26 protein-coding genes are annotated in these 24,743 nt (G+C 64.2%); 5 read left to right on the forward strand and 21 right to left on the reverse strand.

Translation table 11 applies throughout. The features are described 5' to 3' along the window. Nucleotides 1-22 precede the first annotated feature (22 nt). Nucleotides 23-1,684, reverse strand: a complete 1,662-nt coding sequence (locus ACTUWL_RS11910; protein WP_021076331.1) for a CHASE domain-containing protein — start codon at nucleotides 1,682-1,684, stop codon at nucleotides 23-25. 395 nt (nucleotides 1,685-2,079) lie between these two features. Between ACTUWL_RS11910 and ACTUWL_RS11915 the strand changes: the two genes are divergently transcribed. Next, a complete protein-coding gene (locus tag ACTUWL_RS11915) occupies nucleotides 2,080-3,162 on the forward strand; it encodes an ISAs1 family transposase (RefSeq protein WP_203368937.1) in 1,083 nt (360 codons plus the stop codon). A gap of 226 nt (nucleotides 3,163-3,388) precedes the next feature. On the opposite strand, the gene ureG is transcribed toward ACTUWL_RS11915, so the two are convergent. The 15 genes from ureG to urtA form a co-directional block, all read right to left on the reverse strand. Next, nucleotides 3,389-4,036 carry an urease accessory protein UreG gene (gene ureG / locus ACTUWL_RS11920; RefSeq protein WP_035650039.1) on the reverse strand — a complete coding sequence of 216 codons (648 nt, stop codon included), beginning with the start codon at nucleotides 4,034-4,036 and terminating at the stop codon, nucleotides 3,389-3,391. Between the two features lie 156 nt (nucleotides 4,037-4,192). Then, nucleotides 4,193-4,930 carry an urease accessory protein UreF gene (locus tag ACTUWL_RS11925; protein ID WP_035650042.1) on the reverse strand — a complete coding sequence of 246 codons (738 nt, stop codon included), beginning with the start codon at nucleotides 4,928-4,930 and terminating at the stop codon, nucleotides 4,193-4,195. Further along, on the reverse strand, nucleotides 4,911-5,522 hold the full coding sequence (locus ACTUWL_RS11930) for an urease accessory protein UreE (protein ID WP_021076827.1): 612 nt from the start codon (nucleotides 5,520-5,522) through the stop codon (nucleotides 4,911-4,913). The genes ACTUWL_RS11925 and ACTUWL_RS11930 overlap by 20 nt, the downstream gene beginning before the upstream one ends. A gap of 21 nt (nucleotides 5,523-5,543) precedes the next feature. Continuing rightward, nucleotides 5,544-5,843, reverse strand: coding sequence for a putative quinol monooxygenase (locus tag ACTUWL_RS11935; RefSeq protein WP_021076828.1), 300 nt, complete (start codon nucleotides 5,841-5,843; stop codon nucleotides 5,544-5,546). A 24-nt stretch (nucleotides 5,844-5,867) separates the two neighbouring features. After that, complete coding sequence (locus ACTUWL_RS11940) at nucleotides 5,868-6,167, reverse strand: putative quinol monooxygenase (protein ID WP_021076829.1); 300 nt, start codon at nucleotides 6,165-6,167, stop codon at nucleotides 5,868-5,870. Between the two features lie 47 nt (nucleotides 6,168-6,214). Then, nucleotides 6,215-7,930: an urease subunit alpha gene (gene ureC, locus ACTUWL_RS11945; RefSeq protein ID WP_021076830.1), complete on the reverse strand. Its 1,716-nt coding sequence runs from the start codon at nucleotides 7,928-7,930 to the stop codon at nucleotides 6,215-6,217. 36 nt (nucleotides 7,931-7,966) lie between these two features. Next, a complete protein-coding gene (locus ACTUWL_RS11950; RefSeq protein WP_021076831.1) occupies nucleotides 7,967-8,506 on the reverse strand; it encodes an HD domain-containing protein in 540 nt (179 codons plus the stop codon). A gap of 163 nt (nucleotides 8,507-8,669) precedes the next feature. Further along, the gene (locus ACTUWL_RS11955; RefSeq protein WP_021076832.1) at nucleotides 8,670-8,975 is read right to left on the reverse strand and encodes an urease subunit beta; all 306 of its coding nucleotides are present in this window, start codon (nucleotides 8,973-8,975) and stop codon (nucleotides 8,670-8,672) included. 9 nt (nucleotides 8,976-8,984) lie between these two features. Continuing rightward, the gene (locus ACTUWL_RS11960) at nucleotides 8,985-9,287 is read right to left on the reverse strand and encodes an urease subunit gamma (protein WP_021076833.1); all 303 of its coding nucleotides are present in this window, start codon (nucleotides 9,285-9,287) and stop codon (nucleotides 8,985-8,987) included. A gap of 46 nt (nucleotides 9,288-9,333) precedes the next feature. Further along, nucleotides 9,334-10,170 (reverse strand): urease accessory protein UreD, encoded by an 837-nt coding sequence (locus ACTUWL_RS11965; protein WP_021076834.1) that lies wholly within the window; start codon nucleotides 10,168-10,170, stop codon nucleotides 9,334-9,336. A 50-nt stretch (nucleotides 10,171-10,220) separates the two neighbouring features. Further along, on the reverse strand, nucleotides 10,221-10,916 hold the full coding sequence (gene urtE, locus ACTUWL_RS11970) for an urea ABC transporter ATP-binding subunit UrtE (protein ID WP_021076835.1): 696 nt from the start codon (nucleotides 10,914-10,916) through the stop codon (nucleotides 10,221-10,223). Between the two features lie 3 nt (nucleotides 10,917-10,919). After that, nucleotides 10,920-11,681: an urea ABC transporter ATP-binding protein UrtD gene (gene urtD, locus ACTUWL_RS11975; RefSeq protein ID WP_021076836.1), complete on the reverse strand. Its 762-nt coding sequence runs from the start codon at nucleotides 11,679-11,681 to the stop codon at nucleotides 10,920-10,922. 4 nt (nucleotides 11,682-11,685) lie between these two features. Further along, the gene (gene urtC, locus ACTUWL_RS11980; RefSeq protein WP_021076837.1) at nucleotides 11,686-12,855 is read right to left on the reverse strand and encodes an urea ABC transporter permease subunit UrtC; all 1,170 of its coding nucleotides are present in this window, start codon (nucleotides 12,853-12,855) and stop codon (nucleotides 11,686-11,688) included. Further along, nucleotides 12,852-14,447 carry an urea ABC transporter permease subunit UrtB gene (gene urtB / locus ACTUWL_RS11985; protein WP_373011652.1) on the reverse strand — a complete coding sequence of 532 codons (1,596 nt, stop codon included), beginning with the start codon at nucleotides 14,445-14,447 and terminating at the stop codon, nucleotides 12,852-12,854. The genes urtC and urtB overlap by 4 nt, the downstream gene beginning before the upstream one ends. A 114-nt stretch (nucleotides 14,448-14,561) precedes the next feature. Then, nucleotides 14,562-15,890, reverse strand: coding sequence for an urea ABC transporter substrate-binding protein (gene urtA / locus ACTUWL_RS11990; RefSeq protein ID WP_035650044.1), 1,329 nt, complete (start codon nucleotides 15,888-15,890; stop codon nucleotides 14,562-14,564). A 534-nt stretch (nucleotides 15,891-16,424) separates the two neighbouring features. Between urtA and ACTUWL_RS11995 the strand changes: the two genes are divergently transcribed. The 3 genes from ACTUWL_RS11995 (at nucleotide 16,425) to ACTUWL_RS12005 (ending at nucleotide 18,642) form a co-directional block, all read left to right on the forward strand. Then, nucleotides 16,425-17,843 (forward strand): DEAD/DEAH box helicase, encoded by a 1,419-nt coding sequence (locus ACTUWL_RS11995; RefSeq protein ID WP_021076840.1) that lies wholly within the window; start codon nucleotides 16,425-16,427, stop codon nucleotides 17,841-17,843. Nucleotides 17,844-17,867: 24 nt separating this feature from the next. Further along, nucleotides 17,868-18,161, forward strand: a complete 294-nt coding sequence (gene infA, locus ACTUWL_RS12000; protein ID WP_016842649.1) for a translation initiation factor IF-1 — start codon at nucleotides 17,868-17,870, stop codon at nucleotides 18,159-18,161. Between the two features lie 268 nt (nucleotides 18,162-18,429). After that, entirely contained in the window at nucleotides 18,430-18,642 is a 213-nt protein-coding gene (locus ACTUWL_RS12005) for a cold-shock protein (RefSeq protein WP_016842648.1), read from the forward strand. A gap of 277 nt (nucleotides 18,643-18,919) precedes the next feature. Here the strand turns inward: ACTUWL_RS12005 and ACTUWL_RS12010 are convergent, their stop codons facing one another. The 3 genes from ACTUWL_RS12010 to ACTUWL_RS12020 form a co-directional block, all read right to left on the reverse strand. Then, a complete protein-coding gene (locus ACTUWL_RS12010; protein WP_021076842.1) occupies nucleotides 18,920-19,561 on the reverse strand; it encodes a TadE/TadG family type IV pilus assembly protein in 642 nt (213 codons plus the stop codon). Further along, nucleotides 19,558-20,127 (reverse strand): TadE/TadG family type IV pilus assembly protein, encoded by a 570-nt coding sequence (locus ACTUWL_RS12015; protein ID WP_035650045.1) that lies wholly within the window; start codon nucleotides 20,125-20,127, stop codon nucleotides 19,558-19,560. The genes ACTUWL_RS12010 and ACTUWL_RS12015 overlap by 4 nt, the downstream gene beginning before the upstream one ends. 183 nt (nucleotides 20,128-20,310) lie before the next feature. Next, the gene (locus ACTUWL_RS12020; protein WP_021076844.1) at nucleotides 20,311-20,814 is read right to left on the reverse strand and encodes a pilus assembly protein N-terminal domain-containing protein; all 504 of its coding nucleotides are present in this window, start codon (nucleotides 20,812-20,814) and stop codon (nucleotides 20,311-20,313) included. Between the two features lie 121 nt (nucleotides 20,815-20,935). Here ACTUWL_RS12020 and ACTUWL_RS12025 point away from each other — a divergent pair, with 121 nt between their 5' ends. Next, complete coding sequence (locus ACTUWL_RS12025; RefSeq protein WP_106940512.1) at nucleotides 20,936-22,153, forward strand: phosphatase PAP2 family protein; 1,218 nt, start codon at nucleotides 20,936-20,938, stop codon at nucleotides 22,151-22,153. A gap of 43 nt (nucleotides 22,154-22,196) precedes the next feature. Here the strand turns inward: ACTUWL_RS12025 and ACTUWL_RS12030 are convergent, their stop codons facing one another. Together ACTUWL_RS12030 and ACTUWL_RS12035 are read right to left on the reverse strand one after the other, a co-directional pair. Next, nucleotides 22,197-23,642 carry a hypothetical protein gene (locus ACTUWL_RS12030; protein WP_021076846.1) on the reverse strand — a complete coding sequence of 482 codons (1,446 nt, stop codon included), beginning with the start codon at nucleotides 23,640-23,642 and terminating at the stop codon, nucleotides 22,197-22,199. 24 nt (nucleotides 23,643-23,666) lie between these two features. Next, nucleotides 23,667-24,497, reverse strand: coding sequence for a sterol desaturase family protein (locus ACTUWL_RS12035; RefSeq protein WP_021076847.1), 831 nt, complete (start codon nucleotides 24,495-24,497; stop codon nucleotides 23,667-23,669). Between the last annotated feature and the right edge of the window lie 246 nt (nucleotides 24,498-24,743).

Consider the following 24,743-nt stretch of genomic DNA (forward strand, 5'->3'; position numbering starts at 1 on the left):
ACCTGGAGCGGCTGCAGCGGCTCTATTTCTTCCCCGGACGAACCGGGGCCGAGAACTGCTCGGTGCGGTCGCGCTCGGTCATGTCGACGACCGTGTCCATCGGCGCGGTGAGCTCGTAGACATAGGAGACGTCGGTGAAGTAGCGCTTCGCGGTGCCGCCGAGCGCCTCGGGCGCGACACGGTCGAGCAGGATCAGGCCGAAGTCGCTGTCGGCCCGCCGCGTCGCCTGGCTGGTGTTGAACTCCTCCCAGCGGAAATGGAAGACCGCGTCGGCATCCTCGCCCGTGACTTCCCAATTGGCGACGATATGCGGGTGCTTGCCGACCAGCGACAACCCTTCGTCGGAGTGCGAGGCGAGCTCGAAGAACAGCAGCGACAGCGATTGCGCGGCACGGGCGCTGACGGTGATGTCGGGACCGTTCACCGCGATCCGGTCGGCATGCGGGATCGCGCGCGATTCGAACAGGCCCTTCAGCTTGACGCCCTGCCACTGGCTCTCGCTGAGCAACGTGACGACATTCGACATCGCGTGGATGCGCCCGATCAGCAGCTCGCGCGCGACGTCGATGTCGGCGCCGTGCCGCAGCGTGCGGGTGACGATCGACTGGATCACCGCGAGGATGTTCTTGACCCGGTGGTTGAGCTCGTCGATCACGGCGGTCAGCCGGCGCTCGAAGCCGATCCGGACCTCGATCTCGCGGCTGAGGCGCAGATTGTTGTAGGCGACATAACCGAACAGGCCGCAGACGATCCCGGTCAGCGCGAGCCCGATCGCCGCGACGATGGTCGCGGTCTGCTGCGCGCGCACCGTGGCATTGCTCTTGGCGTAATAGTCGAGCGACCAGTCGCGGCCGCCGAACGTCACCGTGCGGACCATCGACGGCATCGGGCCGTCCTGGCGCACCGCGCGCGAGGTGACGAAGCCCTGCTCGTTGGCGGTGAACTCGTCGTTGGAATCGCGCGGGTCCTTTAAGGCTACCGCGAACAGCGAGGAATCGTCGTTGGTCAGCATCAGCGCCGACAATTCATACGAGAAGGTGATGAAGCCGGCGGGCTCGGAGGCGCCCTCCGGGAACACCGGCGCGGCGAGCACGACCCCGACCGGGCCGTTCAGCCGGAGCAGCGGCACCGGGTCCGAGGCCACCGGCTTGCCGCTCGCCATCGCCCGCGCCAGCATCGGACCGACCACCGAGTGACGATCGAAGGCGCGCCCCGGGATGCTCAAGGTCTCCGGATTGCGCGGCTCGACGTCCATCAGCACGTTGATCGGCTTGTCGAGCGCCTTGAGGTCGAGCGCCTGGTCGTCGAAATCCCGGATCGTCGGATTGGTGAAGCCGTTGGCCTTCAGCTCGGCCTCCGCCGCGGCAAGCTCATTCGGCCTGAGACGAGCGATCCAGGCCGCGAAGACGAAATCGGTCTTGAAGGCATAGATCGCCGAGCGCAGCGGCTGCAGCATGTTGGCCTTCACCATCGACGGCGTCCGGAACAGCCCCGAGGCCACCCGCGCCAGCAGCTCGCGCTCGGTCAGGCGGTCCTGCACCAGGCTGGCATGGACGTCGATCGCCCGCGCCAGCGCGATACCGTCGATCGCGAGCTCCTGATCGTGCACTCGATAGGCGGCAAGACCGGAGAGCAGAACTCCGATCAGAGCAATCAATGCAACGATGAAGCCCAGTCGAACCACACGCTTACTCGGCAATCAGGGGGTGGCGAAAGGGGACGGTAGGCATCTGGCTTCTGCGGGGGCGGCGACAAATCAGGGTGTGATGACGGCCGGCCGCAAAGGAATATGGAATAGCGATCATCGGTACGCAACAGGAGCCGGTCGGCAACATTAACGACGACGCCACCCGGCGGTCTTTGGCGGCACCAAAGGTTGCTAATCGTCAAAGTCGGAATTTGTTCCGGCGATTGCGCAGCTTTTTTGCGGCGGAGTATTAGGGAGCGGAGCTTGTGGCTCACCCCTCTCCCTGCCCTCCCCCGCAAGGGTAGGGGAATCGCATATGGCGATGGAGGGGTGTTGCCAAGCGGTTGGAACTGGATTCTTTGGGTGTCTCTCGCTTCCCGAGGGAGACCAGAATGCGCCAACTCAAGCGCCTGCTTCGACCACTCAAGGACCCCCGCGCCAGCAACGTGCGGCACGATCTGGTGGAGATCATCGTCATCGCCTTGGCGGCGACACTGGCCGGCGCCAAGACCTGCACCGAGTTCGAGTTCTTCGGCAAAGGCCGAGAGGAGCTGTTGCAGCGGTTCCTGGAGCTCAGATCCGGCATCCCCAGCCACGATACGTTCAGCAACGTCTTCCGTGCTCTGGACCCGAAGGGGTTGGAAGCGATTTTGCGCAAGCTCAGCAAGGGCTTCGGCATCAAGGGCGTGGTCAGCATCGACGGCAAGGCGTTGCGCGGCGCCTTCATGCGTGGGCGGCAATCCACACCGCTGCATATGGTCAATGTCTGGGCGGCAGGCACACGCATGGCGCTGGCTCAAAGGAAGGCCCCCAATCGCAACGAGGTTGCCGGCGTTCTCGAAGTCCTCGCCTCGCTCGATCTGGACGGCGCTCTTGTCACTGCCGACGCCTTGCATTGCCGGCCCGATGTCGCGCAGGCCATCCGCGACCGGAAGGGCCACTACGTTCTAGCCATCAAGAGCAATCGCGGCCGGCTCTTCAAGGCCGCCAAGGCGTTGCTCGACACCGCCCGACGGCCTGCGCGAGCAAGCCAGCGAAGAACCGCCGCCCACGATCGCATCGAGCGCCGGCAAGCCATCATCGTGCCGGCACCGCAATTGGCGAAGCAACATGGCTTCCCCGCTATCGTCGCGGTCGGCCGCATCGACAGCTGGCGCGCAACGGCCGGCAAGCCTGCCAAGCGGACGGCCCGATACTTTCTGGCTTCGCGGCGGCTGTCGGCCAAGAAGCTGCTCGACGTCGTCCGCGCCCACTGGAGCATCGAGAACAACCTGCACTGGGTTCTCGACGTTCTGTTCGACGAGGACGCTTGCCGCAGCCGCAAGGACCACGCCCCGGAGAACCTTGCCGTCATCCGCAAGCTCGCCATCAACGCCCTGCAAGCCACGCCAGGTCCAGCGCGGACCAGCCACAAAATGCTCCAGGCAAGATGGAGCAACGACTTCCTTCTCACCGTCCTGGCCCATATGCGATAGCCCTACCCGCAAGGGGGGAGGGAGCCCGACCATCGTGCTCACCTTACGTCAAAGCATACGGTTGCTTCACGGCATGCGATCGAGCGTCTCGAGAACAGCGCCGCGCTTGTAAGGGAAGCACAGGCGAAAGGGCTCCCTGCCCCCTTGCGGGGGAGGGCTGGGGAGAGGGGTGCCGCTTGCTCCGCTGGTAAGAACAGGCCGGCCGTGCGCCACAATGATTAACGCGCTACCTCGCCTTTCCCAGCTTGCCTGCACCCTGCGACCGAAGGCCGCCCTTGGTCTCGATGAAGCTGATGATGCGGTCGAGACCGTCGCTCTTCTTCAGATTGGTCATCACGAAGGGCCGCTCGCCGCGCATCCTTCTGGCGTCGGTGTCCATCTTCTCAAGCGACGCACCGACATGGGGCGCAAGGTCGATCTTGTTGATCACCAGGAGGTCGGATCGCGTGATGCCGGGACCGCCCTTGGAGGGGATCTTGTCGCCGGCGGCGACGTCGATGACATAGATCGTGAGATCCGCCAATTCGGGCGAGAAGGTCGCCGCCAGATTGTCACCGCCGGATTCGATCAGGACCAGATCGAGGTCGGGGAATTTTGCGCGCATGTCGGCGACCGCGGCGAGATTCATCGATGCGTCCTCGCGGATCGCAGTGTGCGGGCAGCCGCCGGTTTCGACGCCGGCAATGCGGTCTGGCGTCAGCGAGCCGGAGCGCACCAGAAATTCGGCATCCCATTTGGTGTAGATGTCGTTGGTGATCGCGGCGATGTCGTAGCGCTCGCGCATCGACTTGCAGAGCAGGTCCATCAGCGCGGTCTTGCCGGAGCCGACCGGACCGCCGACGCCGACGCGGAGTGGGCCGTGAGAACTGGGCATATCAATCCATCCATCATCGTCCCGGCGAAGGCCGGGACCCATTACCACCGAATTCAATTGCTGCGCGAAGCTGGGGCCACAGCACTGCATAACCACAAGCCTCGGTGGTTATGGGTCCCGGCCTTCGCCGGGACGACGGCTGGGGAGAGCTGCGCATCATGACCTAAACAGCCTCGTATACTGCGTCTCGTGGCGCAGGCTGGCGAGGTCGGCCCGAAAGGTCGCGCTGCCGAGATCGTCGAGCGCGGCTGCATCGGCCCGCGCTGCGGTCGCGGCGACGACCGGCTCGAGATCCGCCAGCACGCGCTGACTGTCGGTCTGCCCGAGCGGGATCAGCCGGCTGCCTGCCGAGATCCAGTTCGACACCACGGCATGCAGGAAAGCATGCAGCGACGGCGCCAGCCGAATGCCGTGCGCCGCGCTGACGATGCCGACCGCAACCGGGTAGACGATCGGCCCGTCGCAGGCCGCGACCATCGCGTCGAGACCGGACGAATTCCAGGCGGCACGGGCGATCTCGATGAAGGCGCGCCCCTGTGTCGTGGTCTCGAGCTGCCGCTCGCGCGACGGCACGAAGGCCGCGGCGAGCTCGGCGATCTCTTTCAGCCCGGCGCAGTCTTGCTCCGCCGCCGCGCGAAAGCTTTGCGCGAGAAACACGGCGTCGCAAAATCCGCTGCCGTCGCTGAGCATCGCGGCGAGCCAGTCGCGCAGCGAGGCGGCGTCAGTGATGTCGCCGGCCTCGACCGCCCATTCGATGCCGCTGGAATAGGCGAACGCCCCCACCGGAAAAGACGGCGACAGCCACGTCAGCAGCCGGTACAGCGCGGCCGCCTCGTCATCCGCGATCCCGCCGCGCATCGCGGCGGGATCGGGCTCATTTGTGGTCATGAGCATGGGAGTGGTCGTGGTGATGATGAGCGTGCTCGCAATGCTCATCATGATGGTGGTCGTGGTCGTGCCCGTGATCATGATCATGGTGGTGACCATGGTCATGCGCATGGCTGTGGGCATGATCGTGCCCGGTGTGACCATGCGCGTGCGCGTCGGCGTGCGCATGCTCGGCATAGGCGCCGCCCTCGGGATCGAACGGCGCCTCGATCTCGATGACGCGGGCCCCTAACCCCTTCACCATCGCCTCGATGACGTGATCGCGCCGGATGCGCAGGCCCTTCGGCATGATCTGCGTCGGCAGATGGCGGTTGCCGAGATGCCAGGCGACCCGGATCAGGTGATGCGGATCGCTGCCGCGGATTTCCGCGAGCGGCTCGGGAGCCGCGACCACCTCGACCAGGCGGCCGTCCTCCAGCACCAGCGCATCGCCGCCGCGCAACGCGACGGCGTTTTCGAGGTCGAGCAGGAATTCGAGCCCGCGCGTCCCGGTCATCGCCATCCGCCGCCGGTGCCGGTCGTCGAAATCGAGCACGACGGTGTCGGCCGCCGCTTCCTTGAAGCGATGCTGTCCCAGGACCTTGGTTGCGCGGATCATCGAACCCTTCATGCCGATACGTTAGAGCTTCTGAACCTTGGCGTCGCTGATGATCTCGATCACCGTCGGGCCGGTCTTCATGTCGGCGGAATATTCGCGCCACACCTTCATGTGCGGCGCCTTGCTGTGTGCGGTCAGGTCGTCGCGGGTTTCCCAGCGCTCCACCACCACATACAGATTGGGATCGTTGACGCTGACATGGCCCTCATAGGAGAGGCAGCCCTTCTCCTTGTGGGTCTCGGCGATGCACGCCTTGTGCCCCCGAATGAAGTCGTCCTTGTTTTCCGGCTTCATCGGGGTAGTCGCGATGACATAGATCATGATGTTGCTCCGTTGTTGTTTTTATTACCGGACGTCGACTTTCTCGGGCGTGATCACCTCGATTTTCGGCGGCGCAGCCATGCACTTCACGGCGACCCGGCCGAACGTCTTCATGTGCTCGGCGGTGCGATGCGGCACCAGCGCGTCGGCGTTCTCCCACTGCTCGACAAACACCAACTTGCTGTGGTCGGTGACGCTCTCGTGCAGGTCGTAGGCGATGTTGCCGGGCTCCTTGCGGGTTTCCTTGATGCAGGCCGTCGCCGCGGCGATGAATTCGGCGCGGGTCTCGGGCTTGATGGTCAGCGTAGCAACGACGTAAATCACGGAAATTCCTCCCGGTTTCTTTTCTAGGTAAGTTACCGGGGGTGGTTTTAGAACATAAAATAGCGCTGTGCCATGGGCAGCACCTCAGCAGGCGCGCAGGTCAGCAGCTCGCCGTCTGCGCGTACCTCATAGGTCTCCGGATCGACCTCGATCTCGGGCGTCGCGTCGTTGTGGATCATGCTCTTCTTGGAGATTTTCCCACGGGTGTTCTGCACCGCGTAGAGCTTCTTGCTGATGCCGAGCTTGCGGGCGAGGCCGCCGGTGACCGCGGCCTTCGAGGTGAACACCACCGAGGAGGCGGTCAGCGACTTGCCGAACGCGGCGAACATCGGCTGGTAATGCACCGGCTGCGGCGTCGGGATCGAGGCATTGGGATCGCCCATCGGAGCTGCCACGATCGAGCCGGCCTTGATGATGCAGTCCGGCTTGACGCCGAAGAACGCCGGCGACCACAGCACGAGGTCGGCCATCTTGCCCTTCTCGACCGAGCCGATCAGCTTCGACACGCCATGCGCGATCGCGGGGTTGATGGTGTACTTGGCGATGTAGCGCTTGACGCGGAAATTGTCGTTGTCGTTGCCCTTGTCCTGCGGCAGCGCGCCGCGCTGCTTCTTCATCTTGTCGGCGGTCTGCCAGGTGCGGATGATGACCTCGCCCAAGCGGCCCATCGCCTGCGAGTCCGACGACATCATCGAGAGCGCGCCGAGATCGTGCAGGATGTCTTCGGCGGCAATGGTCTCCTTGCGGATCCGGCTCTCGGCAAAGGCGAGGTCTTCGGCGATCGACGGGTCGAGATGGTGGCACACCATCAGCATGTCCAAATGCTCGTCGATGGTGTTGCGGGTGAACGGCCGGGTCGGATTGGTCGATGACGGCAGCACGTTCTTCAGGCCGGCAATCTTGATGATGTCGGGCGCGTGGCCGCCCCCGGCGCCTTCGGTATGGAAGGCGTGGATGGTGCGGCCCTTGAAGGCCTTCACGGTGTCCTCGACGAAGCCGGACTCGTTCAACGTGTCCGAATGCAGCATCACCTGGACGTCATAGTCGTCGGCAACCGACAGGCAGGTGTCGATCGCCGACGGCGTGGTGCCCCAATCCTCGTGCAGCTTCAGCGCGCAGGCGCCGCCCTTGATCATCTCGACCAGCGCCGCCGGACGCGACGCATTGCCCTTTCCGGAGATGCCGAGATTGACCGGAAAGGCGTCGAACGACTGGATCATCCGCCCCATGTGCCACGGGCCGGGCGTGCAGGTGGTGGCGAAGGTGCCGTGCGACGGACCGGTGCCGCCGCCCAGCATCGAGGTGACGCCCGCCATCAGCGCGTGCTCGATCTGCTGCGGGCAGATGAAATGGATGTGGCTGTCGAATCCACCCGCGGTAAGGATCTTGCCCTCGCCCGCGATCACGTCGGTGCCGGGGCCGATCACGATGGTGACGTTGGGCTGGATGTCGGGATTGCCGGCCTTGCCGATCGCCGCGATCATGCCCTCCTTGATCGCGACGTCGGCCTTGACGATGCCCCAGTGATCGACGATCAGCGCATTGGTGATGACGGTGTCGGCCGCGCCCTGCGCATTGGTCACCTGCGACTGCCCCATGCCGTCGCGGATCACCTTGCCGCCGCCGAACTTCACCTCCTCGCCATAGGTGGTGAGGTCCTTCTCGACCTCGATGATCAGATCGGTGTCGGCGAGCCGCACCTTGTCGCCGGTGGTGGGGCCGAACATGTCGGCATAGACGGAACGCTTGATCTTCACGGACATGTCAGCCCCGTTTGTGTTTGAATTGTTGACCGGCGGTCACAACGAGCGCCTCGCCCTTCGCACCACGTCGTCGAACTTCGTATCAAGCCAGGGATTGCCGCCACGACAGCCCGCGACCACTTGCTCGGCCCAAGCGGTGTAGTCGACCAGATCGTCGCGCTCCTCCGTCGTCGGATCAGAGTGAATACGCGCGCCGATATTGCTGATCTTGTCGGCAATCTTGATCAGCTTGGCGTCGGCCGACTTCTTGGGCGCGTCGACGACTTGCAGCCGCCGCCGCTCGGCCTTTGGCAGGCTCATGTCATCGGTGCATTCGATGACGAGGAGGGCCACGCGATCAGAGAACCTCGCCGAGAGCTCTTCGCGTGTGGTGTCGGTGTCCTCCATCGTATCGTGCAGCCAGCCGGCCGCAACGAGTTCGGCATCCGCACCATCGGTCGCGATCGCAAGCAGGTTCGCGACCTCGGCGAGATGGTTGATGTAGGGCTCGTTGCCCCGTCCCTTCCGCGCCATGCCGTTGTGCCGGCGTGCGGCAAGATCGGCAGCTTCGGAGATGAGGCGGATTGCAGGAAGCATGGTTACAAAGCTCCCCTCTGATCGCAACCGCAGTTGGCGTGAGAACGAGAAGCGACTTCGATTGGCGCCCGGGGCTTACCCCTCTCCCCAACCCTCCCCCGCAAGGGGGGAGGGAGCCTGAGCAGCGTGCTCACCTCACCTGACACCAAGGCAACCTCGCACGTCACAGCTTCCCCTTCACCTCGGCACGAAACCCGTAGATCACGCGCTTGCCGGCGAGGGCGACGAGTTGGACGTCGCGGGTCTGGCCGGGTTCGAAGCGGACGGCGGTGCCGGCGGCGATGTCGAGGCGCATGCCGCGGGCCTTCTTGCGGTCGAATTTCAGCGCCGGATTGGTCTCGAAGAAATGATAGTGCGAGCCGACCTGGATCGGGCGGTCGCCGCTGTTGGCGACCGACAGCGTCACGGTCTTGCGGCCGGCATTGAGCTCGATCTCGCCGTCCTTGATGAAGAGTTCGCCGGGGATCATGTCGCGCTCCTATCGGATCGGCTCGTGGACGGTGACGAGCTTGGTGCCGTCGGGGAAGGTCGCCTCGACCTGGATGTCGTGGATCATCTCCGGAATGCCGGTCATCACCTGGTCGCGGGTCAGCACCTTGGCGCCGGCCTGCATCAGCTCGGCGACGGTGCGGCCGTCGCGCGCGCCCTCGACGATGAAATCGGTGATCAGCGCGATCGCCTCGGGATGGTTCAGCTTGACGCCGCGCTCGAGCCGGCGGCGCGCCACCATGGCCGCCATCGAAACCAGCAGCTTGTCCTTTTCGCGGGGAGACAAATTCATGCGAGCACTCTGCAAGCGTTGAAAGGATGAGTTGAGCCACAGGCCTTTAGTTAAGCCAGAGTCTTGGCAGCGGGACGATGGAGGCGCGGCCGAGCACCGCCATCATGTCGGCGCGCAACCGGGCCGCATCTTGGGCACAGAAGCGCGCCATTGCAAAGCCATTCCAGGCCGAGATGCCGACTTCACCTCCGAAGCTTTCCGACGCCTCGCGGATGCGCTCGACCAGCGCCTCGTCGCCCGGCACGATCAGCGCCGTGCCGATCGCGCAGCCGCCGCCTGCAATCGCGGGCCTTGCCAGCTTCTCGCCGATCTCGCCGTCGAGCCTGACGGTCTCGGCAAACGCAAGCCGGCCGCCACGGCGCATCCGCCAGCGGTCGACGAATTCACCATGGCGCATGATCTCGCCCATCGCAGCGCGGCCGAACACCACGATCTCGCAGAGCAGGAGCGAGGCCCCCTCGGCAAGGTCGATGTCGAAGCTCCTGACGATGCGCGCGCGGTCGAACAGGATAGTCTCCTGCGGCAGCCAGGAGAGATGCGCGCCGTCCGCGACGCTGAGCGAGATATCAAGCTGGGCAGCGGCGCCGGGCGCGCGATAGACCTTCTCAGCGGCTGCCGTGGTCAGCGTCAAGCGTGCGCCCTCGCCGGCCGAGATGCCAATCTCGAAGCGGTCTCCGCCGGCGATACCGCCGGCCGTATTGACGAACATGGCCGAGAGGCCGTCGTCCTCCGGCGACGGGAAGCGGACGCGCAGCGAGCCCGACTCATGCAGGTCGCCCCGCCGGGTCGCGCCGTCCTTGCGATGCACGCCGAACCGCACTGCGCCCTGGGCGCGGTTTGCCGCAAACGTCGCCGCCGCCGCGCCTGCGATCCCGCTCCGCATTCCCCCGACGCTCCCTCACGCGCGCCATGAAAGGCGGCGTCACATTGTCTTCACAGCGCCATCTGGCGGCTGATCTCGGCGGGATCGAGGCTTGCGCGGTCGCAGGCATATTTCACCGCACCCCGGTCCATCACGGCAAAACTGTCGCCGAGTTCGCAGGCAAAGTCGAGATATTGTTCGACCAGCACGATGGCGATGTTGCCGAGGTTGCGCAGATAGGAGATGGCGCGGCCGATATCCTTGATGATCGAGGGCTGGATGCCCTCGGTCGGCTCGTCGAGCAGCAGGAGTTTTGGCCGCATCACCAGCGCGCGGCCGATTGCGAGCTGCTGCTGCTGGCCGCCGGAGAGGTCGCCGCCGCGGCGGCCCAGCATGGTCTGCAGCACCGGAAACAGCGAGAACACGTCATCGGGGATGTTGCGGTCCTCGCGCTTCAGCGGGCCGAAGCCGGTCTTCAGATTCTCTTCCACCGTCAGCAGCGGGAAGATCTCGCGGCCCTGCGGCACGAAGCCGATGCCGCGCCGCGCCCGCTCATAAGGCTTCAGCGCGGTGATGTCCTTGCCGTCGAAATTGATCGCGCCTGACGCGATCGGATACTGCCCGACCATGGCGCGCAGCAGCGAGGTCTTGCCGACGCCGTTGCGGCCGAGCACGCAGGTGACCTTGCCCGGCTCGGCGGTCAGCGAGACGCCGCGCAGCGCCTGCGCCGCGCCGTAATAGAGATTGATGTTGTCGACCTTCAGCATCGCCTAGCGCCCCAGATACACTTCGACCACCCGCTCGTTCGACGACACCTGGTCGATCGAGCCTTCGGCGAGCACCGTGCCCTCGTGCAGGCAGGTCACCTTGACGCCGAGCTCGCGGACGAAGGTCATGTCGTGCTCGACCACCATGATGGTGTGGTTCTTGTTGATCTCCTTGAGAAGCTCAGCGGTCAGATGGGTCTCGACATCGGTCATGCCGGCGACCGGCTCGTCGACCAGCAGCACCTTGGGGTCCTGCGCCAGCAGCATGCCGATCTCGAGCCACTGCTTCTGGCCGTGCGACAGGCTGCCGGCGAGGCGGTTGCGCGCATCGGTCAGGCGGATGGTCTCGAGCACCTTGTCGATCCGCTCGGCTTCGGCCTTGCTGCCGCGCCAGAACAGCGTGCCGCGCACCGAATGATCGACATTGAGCGCGAGCAGCAGATTGTCCTGCACGGTCTGGCTCTCGAACACCGTCGGTTTCTGGAATTTGCGCCCGATGCCGAGCTCGGCGATGCGAGTTTCGTCGAGCCGGGTCAAATCGACGATGCCGTCGAACAGCACGGTGCCCTGGTCCGGCTTGGTCTTGCCGGTGATGATGTCCATCATCGTGGTCTTGCCGGCGCCGTTCGGGCCGATGATGGCGCGCATCTCGCCCGGCGCGAGCGTCAGCGACAGATTGTTGATGGCGTGGAAGCCGTCGAACGAGACATGCACGCCGTCGAGATAGAGCATGGCCGAGGTGGCGCGGGTATCCATCACGTTCATCTGCCTACTCCGCCGGGTTCGGCGCGCCGACGCCGTCTTCGCGCGCAGCGCTGTCGGCGTCGGGAGAGCCGTTCCTTGACTTTGTCGTCTCCCACCAGGAATTGATCGTGCCGACGATGCCCTTCGGCAACAGCAGCGTCACCAGGATGAACAGTGCGCCCAGCATGAACAGCCAGTATGGCGCGAGCGGCCCCGAGGTGAAGAACGTCTTGGCGTAGTTGACCACAACGGCGCCGAGCGCGGCACCGATCAACGTGCCGCGGCCGCCGACCGCGACCCAGATTACCGCCTCGATCGAATTGCCCGGCGCGAACTCGCTCGGATTGATGATGCCGACCTGCGGCACATAGAGCGCGCCGGCGACGCCGGCCATGCAGGCCGACAGCGTGAACACGAACAGCTTGTAGGATTCGACGCGATAGCCGAGGAAGCGCGTGCGGCTTTCGGCGTCGCGCACCGCGATCAGCACCTTGCCGAGCTTCGAGGTCACGATCGCGCGACAGATCAGGAACGCGACGATCAGCGCCAGGCAGCTCAGCAGGAACAGCGCGGCCCGCGTTCCTTCGGCCTGCACGTTGAAGCCGAGGATGTCCTTGAAGTCGGTCAGGCCGTTGTTGCCGCCGAAGCCGAAATCGTTGCGGAAGAACGCCAGCAGCAGCGCATAGGTCATCGCCTGGGTGATGATCGACAGATAGACGCCGGTGACCCGCGAGCGGAAGGCGAGCCAGCCGAAGCAGAAGGCGAGCAGGCCCGGCACCAACAGCACCATCAGCGCCGCGAAGGCGAACTTGTCGAAGCCGTACCAGTACCACGGCAGTTTGTCCCAGTTCAGGAACACCATGAAGTCAGGCAGGATCGGGTTGCCGTAGACGCCGCGGCTGCCGATCTGCCGCATCAGATACATGCCCATCGCATAGCCGCCGAGCGCGAAGAATGCGCCGTGACCAAGCGAGAGAATCCCGCAATAGCCCCAGATCAGATCGATCGAGAGCGCGAGGATGGCGTAGCAGACATATTTGCCCCACAGCGCCACCAGATAGGTCGGCACCTGGAACATCGAGCCCTGCGGCAGCAGCAGGTTCGACAGCGGGATCAGCACGCCGACCGCGGCGACGATCAGCACGAAGGCGATCGCGGCGCGGTCGAGCGAACGCGTCAGGATGTGCGGCGTCATGCTTCCACCGCCCGGCCCTTGAGCGCGAACAGGCCGCGCGGCCGCTTCTGGATGAACAGGATGATCAGCACCAGGATCGCGATCTTGCCGAGCACCGCGCCCGCCACCGGCTCGAGGAACTTGTTGGCGATGCCGAGCGTGAAGGCGCCGACCAGCGTGCCCCAGAGATTGCCGACGCCGCCGAACACCACGACCATGAATGAATCGATGATGTAGCTCTGGCCTAGATTCGGGCTGACATTGTCGATCTGCGACAGCGCCACGCCGGCGATGCCGGCAATTCCCGAGCCGAGGCCGAAGGTCAGCGCGTCGACCCGCGAGGTGGCGATCCCCATCGAGGCCGCCATGCGGCGGTTCTGCGTCACCGCGCGCATCTCGAGGCCGAGCGCGGTGTAGCGCAGCATCGCGAGCAGGATCGCGAACACCGCGAGCGTGAAGCAGAGGATCCAGAGCCGGTTATAGGTGATGGTGATCTGGCCGAGCTCGAAGGCGCCGCTCATCCAGGAGGGATTGCCGACCTCGCGGTTGGTCGGGCCGAACGCGGTGCGCACCGCCTGCTGCAGCACCAGCGACAGGCCCCAGGTCGCGAGCAGCGTCTCCAGCGGGCGGCCGTAGAGGAAGCGGATGATGGTGCGCTCGATCAGCACGCCGATGAAGCCCGCGACCAGGAACGCGAGCGGCACCGCGATCAGCAGCGAGTAATCGAACAGCGCGGGATAACGGGTGCGGATCACCTCCTGCACCACGAAGGTGGTGTAGGCCCCGAGCATCACCATCTCGCCATGCGCCATGTTGATGACGCCCATCACGCCGAAGGTGATGGCAAGCCCGATCGCCGCGAGCAGCAGCACCGAGCCGAGCGACAGGCCGTACCAGGCATTCTGCACCATCGACCACATCGCCAGATTGCTCTGGATCGAGGACACCGCGCCCGCCGCCGCCTTGGCGACCGGCGGCGGCTGATCGCCAAGCCCGGTGAGCAGCGCCAGCGCCTCCTGGTCGCCGCGCGCCTTGACCACGGCAACCGCATCGAGCTTGTCGCTGTCGGATGCATCCGACTTGAACAGGACGATGGCGGCGCGCGCCTCGGCGAAGGCCTGCTTGATCGGCTTGACGCTCTCCTTGGCGAGCGCGCTCTCGACCGTCGGCAGCAGATTCTCTTCGTGGCTCTTGAACACCGACTGCGCCGCGGCGAGGCGCTTGGCCGGATCCGGCGACAGCAGCGTCAGGCCGCCGAGCGCGGCCTCCACGGTGCGGCGCAGGCGGTTGTTGAGCCGCACGGCTGCGGCGTTGTCGGGCAGCTTGTCGACGGCAGCGCCCGTGGTGGCGTCGACGATCTTGCCGTCGGCCTGCGTGATGAAGACCTTCTTGCTGTCCGGATCGGCCGACAGCCGGCCGTCCTGCAGCGCGCTGATAATGGGCGACGCCAACGCATTGCCCGATGCGGCGATCTCGCCGACCGCGGCTTCAGTGTCGGAGAACTCGTCATTTGCGAATTTGGCGACCGAATCCTCGAACGGGCCGGCCAGCGCCGGCACAGCAAGGCAGCTCAGCAGCAGGATCCAGAGACAAAGCGTACGAAAACGATCAATACAAATGGCAAACACGTCAGGACCCCGGCAGGAGTGGGAGGAGAAGGCGGCGAGCGACGCCGCCTTCTCCAATGTTGGAAGGTTGTGTTGTGTCGTTAGGTCAGCAGCGCTCGATTACGAGCCCTGGCCGCCGCACTTGTTGGTCTTGGTGTTGTAATTGCCGCACTTCTTGCCGACCCAGTCGCCGATCAGGTCCTTGGAGCCCTCGAGTTCCTTCGACCAGGCGTCGCCGGCCACCAGGCCCGGGGTCTTCCAGACCACGTCGAACTGGCCGTTGCCCTTGATCTCGCCGATGAACACCGGCTTGGTGATGTGGTGGTTCGGCAGCATCTTCGAGGTGCCGCCAGTCAGGTTCGGCGCCTCGGTGCCGGGAAGCGCGTCGATCACCTTGTCCGGATCGGTCGACTTCACCTTCTCGACCGCCTTCACCCACATGTTGAAGCCGATGTAGTGCGCTTCCATCGGATCGTTGGTCACGCGCTTCGGATTCTTGGTGTAGGCCTGCCACTCCTTGATGAACTTCTCGTTCGCCGGGGTCTTGATCGACTCGAAGTAGTTCCAGGCGGCGAGATGGCCGAGCAGCGGCTTGGTGTCGATGCCGGCGAGCTCTTCTTCGCCGACCGAGAACGCGACCACCGGGATGTCGGTCGCCTTGATGCCCTGGTTACCGAGCTCCTTGTAGAACGGAACGTTGGCGTCGCCGTTGATGGTCGAGACCACCGCGGTCTTCTTGCCGGCCGAACCGAACTTCTTGATGTCGGCCACGATCGTCTGCCAGTCGGAGTGACCGAACGGCGTGTAGTTGATCATGATGTCGTCCTGGGCGACGCCCTTCGACTTCAGATAGGCTTCCAGGATCTTGTTGGTGGTGCGCGGATAGACGTAGTCGGTGCCGGCCAGCACCCAGCGCTTCACCTTCTCTTCCTTCATCAGATAATCGACGGCGGGGATTGCCTGCTGGTTCGGCGCCGCGCCCGTGTAGAACACGTTGCGCTCGGACTCCTCGCCCTCATACTGCACCGGGTAGAACAGGATGTTGTTCAGCTCCTTGAACACCGGCAGCACGGACTTGCGCGACACCGAGGTCCAGCAGCCGAACACGACCGCAACCTTGTCCTTGGTGATCAGCTCGCGGGCCTTTTCGGCGAACAGAGGCCAGTTCGATGCGGGGTCGACCACGACGGGCTCGAGCTTCTTGCCGAGCACGCCGCCCTTCTTGTTCTGCTCGTCGATCAGGAAAAGGATGGTGTCCTTCAGCGTGGTTTCGCTGATCGCCATGGTGCCCGACAGCGAGTGAAGGATACCAACCTTGATGGTGTCGTCGGCCGCTTGCGCGGGCGCGAAGGGCGAGGACGCTGCCAGGCCCAAAACCAGGCCGGCCGTCGCCGCGAGTGCGCGGCGGCGGGTCATCGTCGCTATTCCTTGAGTAAGCTGAGTAAGCATGAAATGTCGTCTCCCTGACGCAGGCGTGAACGCTTGCGAAACGGCCGCATGGCCGCCTGCGGTTAAGGGAATCGCAAGAACTGTGCCACGGTGCGTGGGCACCGTAAGCCGATGAACCAACTGGATAATTTCATGAGTTCCGGGAAAATACGGAGAATGACTGCTTAAACATTGAGCCGATAAATTGGCTGCCGAAAGAGCAATCAGGTTATTTTGTAGGCAAAATTGCCCTTATGGCTAAATTTCCGGCATCGATTTGTGACAGATTGCGCGATGGTTCGGCGCACGTTGAGAGCAGTTCCCGGCGATATCATCTTGAAACCGCCCAGTTCCTGGTCCATATCCTCGCCATGCCCGCGACATCGCGGTGCCTTCGCGAGCTGCGTGTTCTTATGCCGCCCCAAGCGGCTTCTGGCTCGCCTTTCAGCTAACCCAGCTTGACGCCCCAGACACGCGGGTGTCCCCGAATGCCTTCATGCGATTCCAGGCGATTTTGCCCGGGACGATGACGGCTTTTATGGAAAGAACCACCTTTTGACCTCCTTTCAGGATTTCGGCCTCGCCGATCCCATCGCCCGCGCGCTCCGAGAAGAAAATTATCTGACGCCGACCCCCATCCAGGCCCAGACCATCCCGCTCGCACTTGCCGGCCGCGACGTGGTCGGCATCGCCCAGACCGGAACCGGCAAGACGGCATCCTTCGCGCTGCCGATCCTGCACCGACTGCTGGAGAACCGCGTCCGCCCGCAGCCCAAGAGCTGCCGGGTGCTGGTGCTCTCGCCGACCCGCGAACTGTCCGGGCAGATCCTCGACAGCTTCAACACCTATGGCCGCCACATCCGGCTGTCCTCGACGCTCGCCATCGGCGGCGTGCCGATGGGCCGCCAGGTGCGCTCCTTGATGCAGGGTGTCGAGGTGCTGGTCGCCACCCCCGGCCGCCTGCTCGATCTTGTGCAGAGCAACGGCCTGAAGCTCAACCAGGTCGAGTTCCTGGTGCTCGATGAGGCCGACCGCATGCTCGACATGGGCTTCATCAACGACATCCGGAAGATCGTCGCCAAGCTGCCGATCCGGCGCCAGACGCTGTTCTTCTCGGCCACCATGCCTAAGGACATCGCCGAACTCGCCGAAGCGATGCTGCGCGACCCCGCCCGCGTGGCGGTGACGCCGGTGGCCTCGACGGTGGATCGGATCGCCCAGCGCGCGATCCAGGTCGATTTCGCGGCTAAGCCTGCGGTTCTCGCCCAGCTCCTGAAGAAGGAACCGGTCAATCGCGCCCTGGTCTTCACCCGCACCAAGCACGGTGCCGACAAGGTGGTGAAGAGCCTTGCCAAGGCCGGCATCGAGGCCAACGCGATCCACGGCAACAAATCGCAGAACCACCGCGAGCGCACGCTGGCAGCGTTCCGTTCCGGCGAGATCCGCACGCTGGTGGCGACCGATATCGCCGCCCGCGGCATCGACGTCGACGGCGTCAGCCACGTCGTGAACTTCGACCTGCCCAACATCCCGGAAACCTACGTCCACCGCATCGGCCGCACCGCGCGCGCCGGCGCGGACGGGGTCGCGATCTCGCTGATCGCCGGCGCCGAGGAGATGGGCTATCTGCGCGATATCGAGCGCCTGATCCGGATTACCGTGCCGCGGGAAGACCGCCGCACGCAGGGTGGCCGCGAGGCGGCTGCACCGGCCCAGGCGCCCCACCCGCATCGGGGCGGCCGCTCTGCGCCCCGCGCGCATAATGTCCGTGGGAATGAGGCTGCTCCGGGTGCAAAAGGCCCTCGCCGCCGCCGCCGTCCGGGTGGTAATAAAGGCGCGCCGCAGACGAGCCGGGGCGAGTCGCCGCGTCCGTCGCAGGCCGGCAACAGCGAAGGCATCCAGGGCGTCGCCTTCTTGCATCGCGAGAGCCGGCCGAATCCGCAACACAACCGCAACAACCGACCGAAGCACTAGCCGTCGCTCGATCTGGAGAACCATATGGCTAAGGAAGAGCTGATCCAGTTCGAAGGACTGGTGACCGAAATCCTCCCCGACGCTCGCTACCGGGTGCAACTCGATGCCGGACACGAGATCGTCGCCTACACCGCCGGCAAGATGAAGAAAAACCGCATCAAGACGCTGGCCGGCGACCGCGTCACGATCGAAATGTCGCCCTACGATCTGGAAAAGGGCCGCCTGATCTTCCGCCACAAGGACGAACGTCCGAGCGGCGCGCCCGGCGGCCCGCCGCGGGGCGGGGCCCAGCGCGGCGGCCAGTTCCGCCGCCGATAAGGCAGGCATGCAACCGTTGCGCGCATGATATTCTGACGTCTTGCGCAACAATTGGCCGGCGGTCGCGCCGGCCAAAAAAAGCGCGCACGTCAGGATTGTTTTGAAGCCCTCTATCGAATAATATCCTGCCCATCGATTTTCGGCCGGACGACATTAGCCAATACCGGTACAGCCGGTTCAGACGCTGACGACCCTTCCAAAAATTCGATCTCACCACCCCGCCGATCAGCGGGTCTTGAACTTGTATATCTGAGAAGGGACTACCCACGTGAGCATGGGAACCGTGAAGTGGTTTAACGCGACCAAGGGCTACGGCTTCATCCAGCCGGATGAAGGCGGGAACGACGTGTTCGTGCACATCAGTGCAGTCGAGCGCGCCGGCCTTGGCACTCTGCGTGAAGGCCAGAAGATCTCCTACGAGATCGTTGCTGACCGCCGTTCCGGCAAATCCTCGGCCGACAATCTGCGCGCCGCCGGATAAGCCGATTTCCCGGGAGCGCGAAGCTCCAGGAAATTGTCGTTAAAGCATCAAGGGCCGCACCTTCGGGGGCGGCCCTTTTTGTCTGGATCGCTGGTCCGCCGCCGTGACCCAAAGCATGAGTCGCAAACTGCGCGGCGGATTTCCGAAAGAGATCGTGGTTGCGCTCTAAAGCGCGATGAGATTGGGTTGAGCTGGAACGGCATCAAAAGATCACCTCTCCCTTGGGAGAGGTGAAGCAAGACCGCGCCAGGCCGATTCAGCTAAAACTCATCCCGCTTTAATAGGTCGAGCAGGTCGTCGGCATGGTCGCGGACGTCGGGGCATAGAACACGCAAATCGATTGCCGCGGCCGCGTAAAGGCGACGTCGCTGAGATTGATGCCGCTCTTGGCCATCACATAGCCGATCGCCGGAACGTATCTGTAGCTCACCTCACTGAATATCAGATAGGTGCCCGCAACCAGCAGCGCCGGCGGAACGATGCTTGTCACGATGTCACCCTGGCTGCGGCTCGAGGCCGTCACCGTGGCCTGCGTCGCACCCGAGGCGATCGTCCCGGACTTGCTCCACTGGATGTGCGCGATGTTCGAATTATCGACGTAGATTTCCGACAGCGTGACCTTGGTCGGCGACGCGTCGTAAGGCGTCATGATGCCGACGCTGGCACTGAAGAAATTCTGCAGGTCGGCATCCACCACCTGCGTCGCCTGCGAGGTCAGATCCGACGCGGCTCGTGCCATCAGCGTGACCTTGCGGTCGACCGCGACACCGGATGAAAACTCGACGGTGCCGAGGAACATCACGAGCATCAACGGCAACACGAAGGCGAACTCGACCGCGGCGAGACCCCTGCGGTCACGGCCGAGAGCGGCAACCGAGCGCAGCAGGGCCGCAGGCAGGCATTTCATGACTTTGCTCATGAGCAGGTGGTCCCCGCGGTACCGGACGGTTCGTTCTTGAACGTCGCGGTCGCGGTCAAGAGCCGCTTGCCATTGGCGAGGTTGGCGGTGTTGAAGCCAAGCTTGGTGACGAACAGCGGCCATTGGTAGAACAGGCGGACCACCACGACGTCGCCGTCCTTGCCGGGGCACCATTTCATGGTCGGAACGAATGCATTGGCGCCGTCGATCGGAGGCGTAATGTTGACGCTGCTGAAGCCGGTCGCAGCCGGATAGCTGCGTACGTCGACATAGATGCCATTGGTGCAGTCGAACAGCGTGCTGACCCGGCCGCAGACGAAGTCCTTGAACTGCTGCTGGGTATAGCTTGCGCCCTGAGCCTGTCCGGTCATGATGAAGCGGGCGGAATCCTGCGTCACCGTCTCGAGCACCTGGCTGGCAAAGAAGATCATCGCCACTTCGATGATCGCAAAAAGCAGCGCGAAGAACAGCGGCGCCACCATCGCGAATTCGACGGCAGTTGCACCACGGTGGTTTCGGCGAAAGCGACGGAGGAGGCGCGCATAAGAATGAGCGGGTGGTGGCATCAACGACCCCAGATCAACATGACGACCACAACTACCCAAGACTCATTGTCGAACTATTTCGCCGGATCGCGACAGATCGACCCGATCCGTTAGACCTTCATTAACCATATCGGTGGCTTGTCGGTGAAAGGCTTGGGATCGGCACGCGGCCTCCGGCGTGTGATGCGCCGGAGCGAGCGCGCGCTAGTTCTGCGGCTTCGCGGTACCTGATCCGGTGGCCTGGCTATTGAGGAAACCGGCCTGGTCCATGGTCGCCTTGAAATAGGTCTCGCCGTCGCCGAGCGTGATGCGGCGCTGGCAGACCGGCATGCAGCTATAGGTCTCGCGATCGATGCCGCGATAGACCGTAACAAGCTGGTCGGTCGGACCCTCGACCTGGATCTGGCGATCCACCAGCACCTGGCCGGTGCGGTCGAGTGCGATGAAATTGGTCGCGCCGTAGCCCTTGCCGGTCACGACAACGACCCCGCCATTCTGTAAGGTGACGTCGGCGATCAGGGGATTGCCGACCACGATCGTGGCGATACCGCCGGGCAGCTTGACGAGCTTGGCCTGGTCGACATTGACCGCAATCCGATCCGGATCCGGCGCAGCCGATGCAGGCGCGAGCCCCAGCAGCATGGCTGCGGCCAGCGAGATGAAGCCAATGCGCGTGACGGCGCGAATACGTTGGGACTGAAACGACATACTCTACCCCGGGACGTTAACAAGCCGGCAAAGGCGATACGCAGCGGACCGGCGCCCGACGCGGGCAAATCTGACGGCAATTCATTTAAGAAGAGCAAAAATCGACCGCCGAATTGCGCGGATGTCACAACTTCCGGAGCCGAGCTGCGCAGCGTCCGCCATCCCGCGCGGGAACGCCCCGCCATCGGGCTCCATAGTCCGCGGTTATAGCAATCTTAAGAGTCTCCAAGCCATCTCTGCCAGCCACAACCTCAGGGCGTGTCACGTGTCTTCCGTATCACGAATCGAAAAGCGCGCCGCCGGTTCCGCCGCGCGCGGCCTGATTGTCGACCCTGCCCGGATTCGCGACGCTGCGGCGCGCTGGCTGATGTTCAGTGACTTCGGCGACGCTGCGCAGCGCCGCATGGCGATCGCATGGTCCTGCATCTTCGCATGCATCCTTGCCGACGCGATCTGGCTGCCGAACTCCGGGCTTTCGTTTGCGTCGTCGAATTGGATCACGATCCTGCAAGGCATTGTATTTTGCGCGATAGCGGCCGCATTCATTGCGATTGCCTCCAACCGCCTTGCCGCCGACCAGCGACGCCCGGCCGTCCTGTTGCGGCGCGGCCTGTTGATGACCGAGCTGTTCTGGCGCGCGCTGCTGCCGATCAGCGCGCTGCTGACCGCGGGGAGCACGCTCAGCTATCTGATCGCAGCATCGACGCTGCCGCTTGGAGACGACCTTCTGGCAGGCTTCGATCATCTGCTGGGGTTCGACTGGCCGACGTTCCTGGCCGCGACGAACTCGAACGCGTTCGTCGCGACGCTGCTGACGACCGCCTATCAAAGCACCGGCCTGCTGTCGCAAGTGGTTCTTGGCTGGCTGATCCTGCAACGGCGCGGCGACAGGCTCGCGGAATTCATCGCCGTTCTCAGCCTCAGCGCAGTCGCGCTGTGCATCGGCATGTCGCTGATCCTTGCGGCCGGCGCGTTCGCCTATTTCCATCCCGCCGCGGACAGTTACGAGCACTTTGCGGCACGCGGCGAAATGTGGACGTTCGGGCAAACCTTTTCGATGCTGCGCGACGGATCGCTCTCGGTCATCGACATGTCGAAGGTCGACGGCATCGTCAGCTTTCCCTCGTTCCACACGATGCTCGGCGTCATGACGATCTATGCTGCGCGTGACACGCGTTGGCTCGTCATCCCGGTATTCGTTGTGAATGCGACGATGATCGTCGCGACGATGCCCGTGGGTGGCCATCACCTCGCCGACGTCCTGGCTGGCGGTGGCTTGACCATTGCCGCCATCCTCGTGGCTCGCTGCTCTGCCAGGCCGTCCGTCAGCAAGACTTGAGCCGCCGCAATCGGAGCTCTGGGCTTACGCGGCCGCGATGGCTTCAATTCGCGGCGCGGACATGAACGACCACACGGTCGTCGGCGTAGAGGCGCTGCCATCCTTCGATGTGATCCAGCAGCTTCGACGCCGGCGTGGTCGGGTCGAGCATCACCGCATCGATCTCATGGCTCTCGAGCAGGCCGAGGAAACCGTTGACGTCCTTGAGCTGAACCGCGCGGGCCATGGCCATCCCGAACGTCTCGCCGTAGAGCTCGGCGCGCCCGTCGATGAACACCGGCATCTGGCGCCAGATCAGGTAACCGCCGAACTGCAGATCGTTGAGCACGCGCTTGACGTTGTGCGCCTTCATGGCGTCAACGGCGGCAGCCCGCTCATAAACGGGTGGCGGCGAGATGATCTGACGTGCCGCGGCGACGGAGGTCCACGCGGCAAGCCCGGCGATCAGGATCGCAGCCGGAACGGCCCTCAGGCGAACGGCGCTCACGGCACGCAACTCAAACTGGGTTGCGACCGGCGTGAGCACGGCAAGCGGCAGCAGCAGCGCGAACAGCTCGAGATTTCTGACATGGGACAGCGCCATGTGCAGCAAACCCAGTACCAGGACGATTCGCGGTGCCGGCAACCTCGCTCCGTAATGGAGTGCGGCGCCGAGCAGGCCGAGGATGGACAGCGCGAACGGATCGATCTCGCTGAAAGTCGCCGGCCTCCATTCCTGGATGAGATGCAGCAATTCGCCGAGGCCGAGAATCCTCAGCGAGGCGAGGATCGAACCCCATCCATAGGGGGTCACACAGCACGCAGCCAACGCGCCGATGCCGAACGCTCCCCAGCGCAGCGCCAGCGCCAATCTTTGAGCCGGCAAGGCATTCCAAAGCGCATCGAGCGCGAATGCGCCGGCCAGCACCAGGCCAAACAGAAAGCCGCCGTGCAGGTTGGCCCACAGCGCGATCAGCGGCAGCAGCCAGAACGAGGGCGCCTCACGGCGCTCGCTGGCGGTCATCAGGCCGTCCGCCCAGACCAGCATGATGGGCATCGCCAGCACATGCGGACGGGCCAGCAGATGCCCGCAGGTCAGCACCAGCGCCGCAAGGGCGATCATGCTCGCGTGGATCGTCGGCAGCGCGCGGTTGAGGATGGCGGTCAGCAGCGCGAAGCTGGCGGCGGCGCAGGCCGCGGCCAGCGCTGCCGGGCCGGTCCACCCGGCGAGGTCATAGGCCTTCGCCAACAGGACCTGTGCCAGCCACGACGACGACGCCCACGGCGCACCGGCCTTGGTGAACGAATAGATGTCGACCGACGGCAGCGTGCGATGGTCGAGGATCCAGCGGCCGACGGCAATCTGCCAGTAGGTGTCGGAATCGGCCAGCAGCCTGTCGCCAACGAGCAGCAGCAGCGCATAGACGCCGCACGCCATCCAGAACCAGGCCGGGACGCCGGCGAACAGGGAGGCTTTGGTCCGTGGGAGGGTCGCGGCCTCGAGACTCATGGTGACACCGGCCGGGCTACGGCGTCATTGCCGGAACGGATAGGCCAGCTGCCCGCCGATCTCGGACGGTACGCCCTGCCCGGCATCGACGCCGTAATCTTCCGGAAGCTTGCCTTCGGGCATCCGGAACGTTCCGAACAGAATGTCCCAGAGTGGAAACGTGCCCGCGAAATTGGTGTCGCCGCCGTCCTCGAGCCCGGTGTGATGCCAGCGGTGAAACACCGGCGTCGCGATCACATATTTGAACGGGCCGAGCGTCCAGTTCAGATTGGCGTGCACGAATGCCGAGTGGAAAGTGGTGAACGGCCCGACCCACAGCATGATGTTCGGCGAGATGCCCGCCATCAGCAGGATCACATCGACGGTGATCGTGCCGACCAGAAGATTGACCGGATGGAAGCGCGCCGCCGAGATCCATTCCAGATCCTCGGAAGAGTGATGAATGGCGTGGTACTTCCAGAAATCGCCGCGGTGGAACATCCGGTGCAGCCAGTACAGCATGAAATCGGAGCCGACCAGGAAGATGATGGACTGCAGCCAGAGCGGAAGCTGCGCCAGCGGGCCATGCCCGTTCTCGTAGAACGCGATCAGATCGTCGGCGCCGTGAACGTTGAACACCACGGCCGCGCCCACCACCAAGAGCCCGATGCGCAGCACGCGGGCAAACACCGGCACGAAGAACCAATAGCAGATGTCGGTGACCAGCTCACGCTTCTGCCACCATGGCTTGCCGGGATTGCAGGCCCAGAAATGGGCGAGCACCGTAAAGCACAGCGCCAGCGCGATGGTGATCGGCACCACCTTCATCATCGTCTGGCCGATCATCTCGATGACTTCAAAGGGAAAGCTGGGCATGAACGGCCTCATTCGACGGATGCCCCATGGGTACAGATGTGCACTTAAGGAGCCGTGAACAGGTGCCCATAGCGGTCCTCAGCACAAAGCTGCAATTTGAGCAGGCCGCTTAATTCCAAATTTACTCTGCGCAACAAGTGCGGGTTCCCGCTGTGTTTGTTCAATCAAATTAACTGCGCCGCAATTGTCGAACCGTAGGGTGCCGCAATGGTCACGGTGCTGAGAACGCCGGCGAGACCAAACCTA

This window comes from Bradyrhizobium sp. WCU1, assembly GCF_053474805.1.

Coding starts and splice junctions, on each gene's coding strand:
- ureC (WP_021076830.1), bottom strand. CDS start 7,930: ATGTCCGTGAAGATCAAGCGTTCCGTCTATGCCGACATGTTCGGCCCC.
- ACTUWL_RS11930 (WP_021076827.1), bottom strand. CDS start 5,522: ATGATCCGCGCAACCAAGGTCCTGGGACAGCATCGCTTCAAGGAAGCG.
- ACTUWL_RS12020 (WP_021076844.1), bottom strand. CDS start 20,814: ATGTCGTTTCAGTCCCAACGTATTCGCGCCGTCACGCGCATTGGCTTC.
- ACTUWL_RS11915 (WP_203368937.1), top strand. CDS start 2,080: ATGCGCCAACTCAAGCGCCTGCTTCGACCACTCAAGGACCCCCGCGCC.
- ACTUWL_RS11965 (WP_021076834.1), bottom strand. CDS start 10,170: ATGCGGAGCGGGATCGCAGGCGCGGCGGCGGCGACGTTTGCGGCAAAC.
- ACTUWL_RS11950 (WP_021076831.1), bottom strand. CDS start 8,506: ATGCTTCCTGCAATCCGCCTCATCTCCGAAGCTGCCGATCTTGCCGCA.
- ACTUWL_RS12035 (WP_021076847.1), bottom strand. CDS start 24,497: ATGCCCAGCTTTCCCTTTGAAGTCATCGAGATGATCGGCCAGACGATG.
- ACTUWL_RS11960 (WP_021076833.1), bottom strand. CDS start 9,287: ATGAATTTGTCTCCCCGCGAAAAGGACAAGCTGCTGGTTTCGATGGCG.
- infA (WP_016842649.1), top strand. CDS start 17,868: ATGGCTAAGGAAGAGCTGATCCAGTTCGAAGGACTGGTGACCGAAATC.
- ACTUWL_RS12010 (WP_021076842.1), bottom strand. CDS start 19,561: ATGAGCAAAGTCATGAAATGCCTGCCTGCGGCCCTGCTGCGCTCGGTT.
- ACTUWL_RS11955 (WP_021076832.1), bottom strand. CDS start 8,975: ATGATCCCCGGCGAACTCTTCATCAAGGACGGCGAGATCGAGCTCAAT.
- ACTUWL_RS11935 (WP_021076828.1), bottom strand. CDS start 5,843: ATGATCTATGTCATCGCGACTACCCCGATGAAGCCGGAAAACAAGGAC.
- ACTUWL_RS12015 (WP_035650045.1), bottom strand. CDS start 20,127: ATGCCACCACCCGCTCATTCTTATGCGCGCCTCCTCCGTCGCTTTCGC.
- ACTUWL_RS12025 (WP_106940512.1), top strand. CDS start 20,936: ATGTCACAACTTCCGGAGCCGAGCTGCGCAGCGTCCGCCATCCCGCGC.
- ureG (WP_035650039.1), bottom strand. CDS start 4,036: ATGCCCAGTTCTCACGGCCCACTCCGCGTCGGCGTCGGCGGTCCGGTC.
- urtD (WP_021076836.1), bottom strand. CDS start 11,681: ATGAACGTGATGGATACCCGCGCCACCTCGGCCATGCTCTATCTCGAC.
- ACTUWL_RS11925 (WP_035650042.1), bottom strand. CDS start 4,930: ATGCTCATGACCACAAATGAGCCCGATCCCGCCGCGATGCGCGGCGGG.
- urtE (WP_021076835.1), bottom strand. CDS start 10,916: ATGCTGAAGGTCGACAACATCAATCTCTATTACGGCGCGGCGCAGGCG.
- ACTUWL_RS12030 (WP_021076846.1), bottom strand. CDS start 23,642: ATGAGTCTCGAGGCCGCGACCCTCCCACGGACCAAAGCCTCCCTGTTC.
- urtC (WP_021076837.1), bottom strand. CDS start 12,855: ATGACGCCGCACATCCTGACGCGTTCGCTCGACCGCGCCGCGATCGCC.
- urtA (WP_035650044.1), bottom strand. CDS start 15,890: ATGCTTACTCAGCTTACTCAAGGAATAGCGACGATGACCCGCCGCCGC.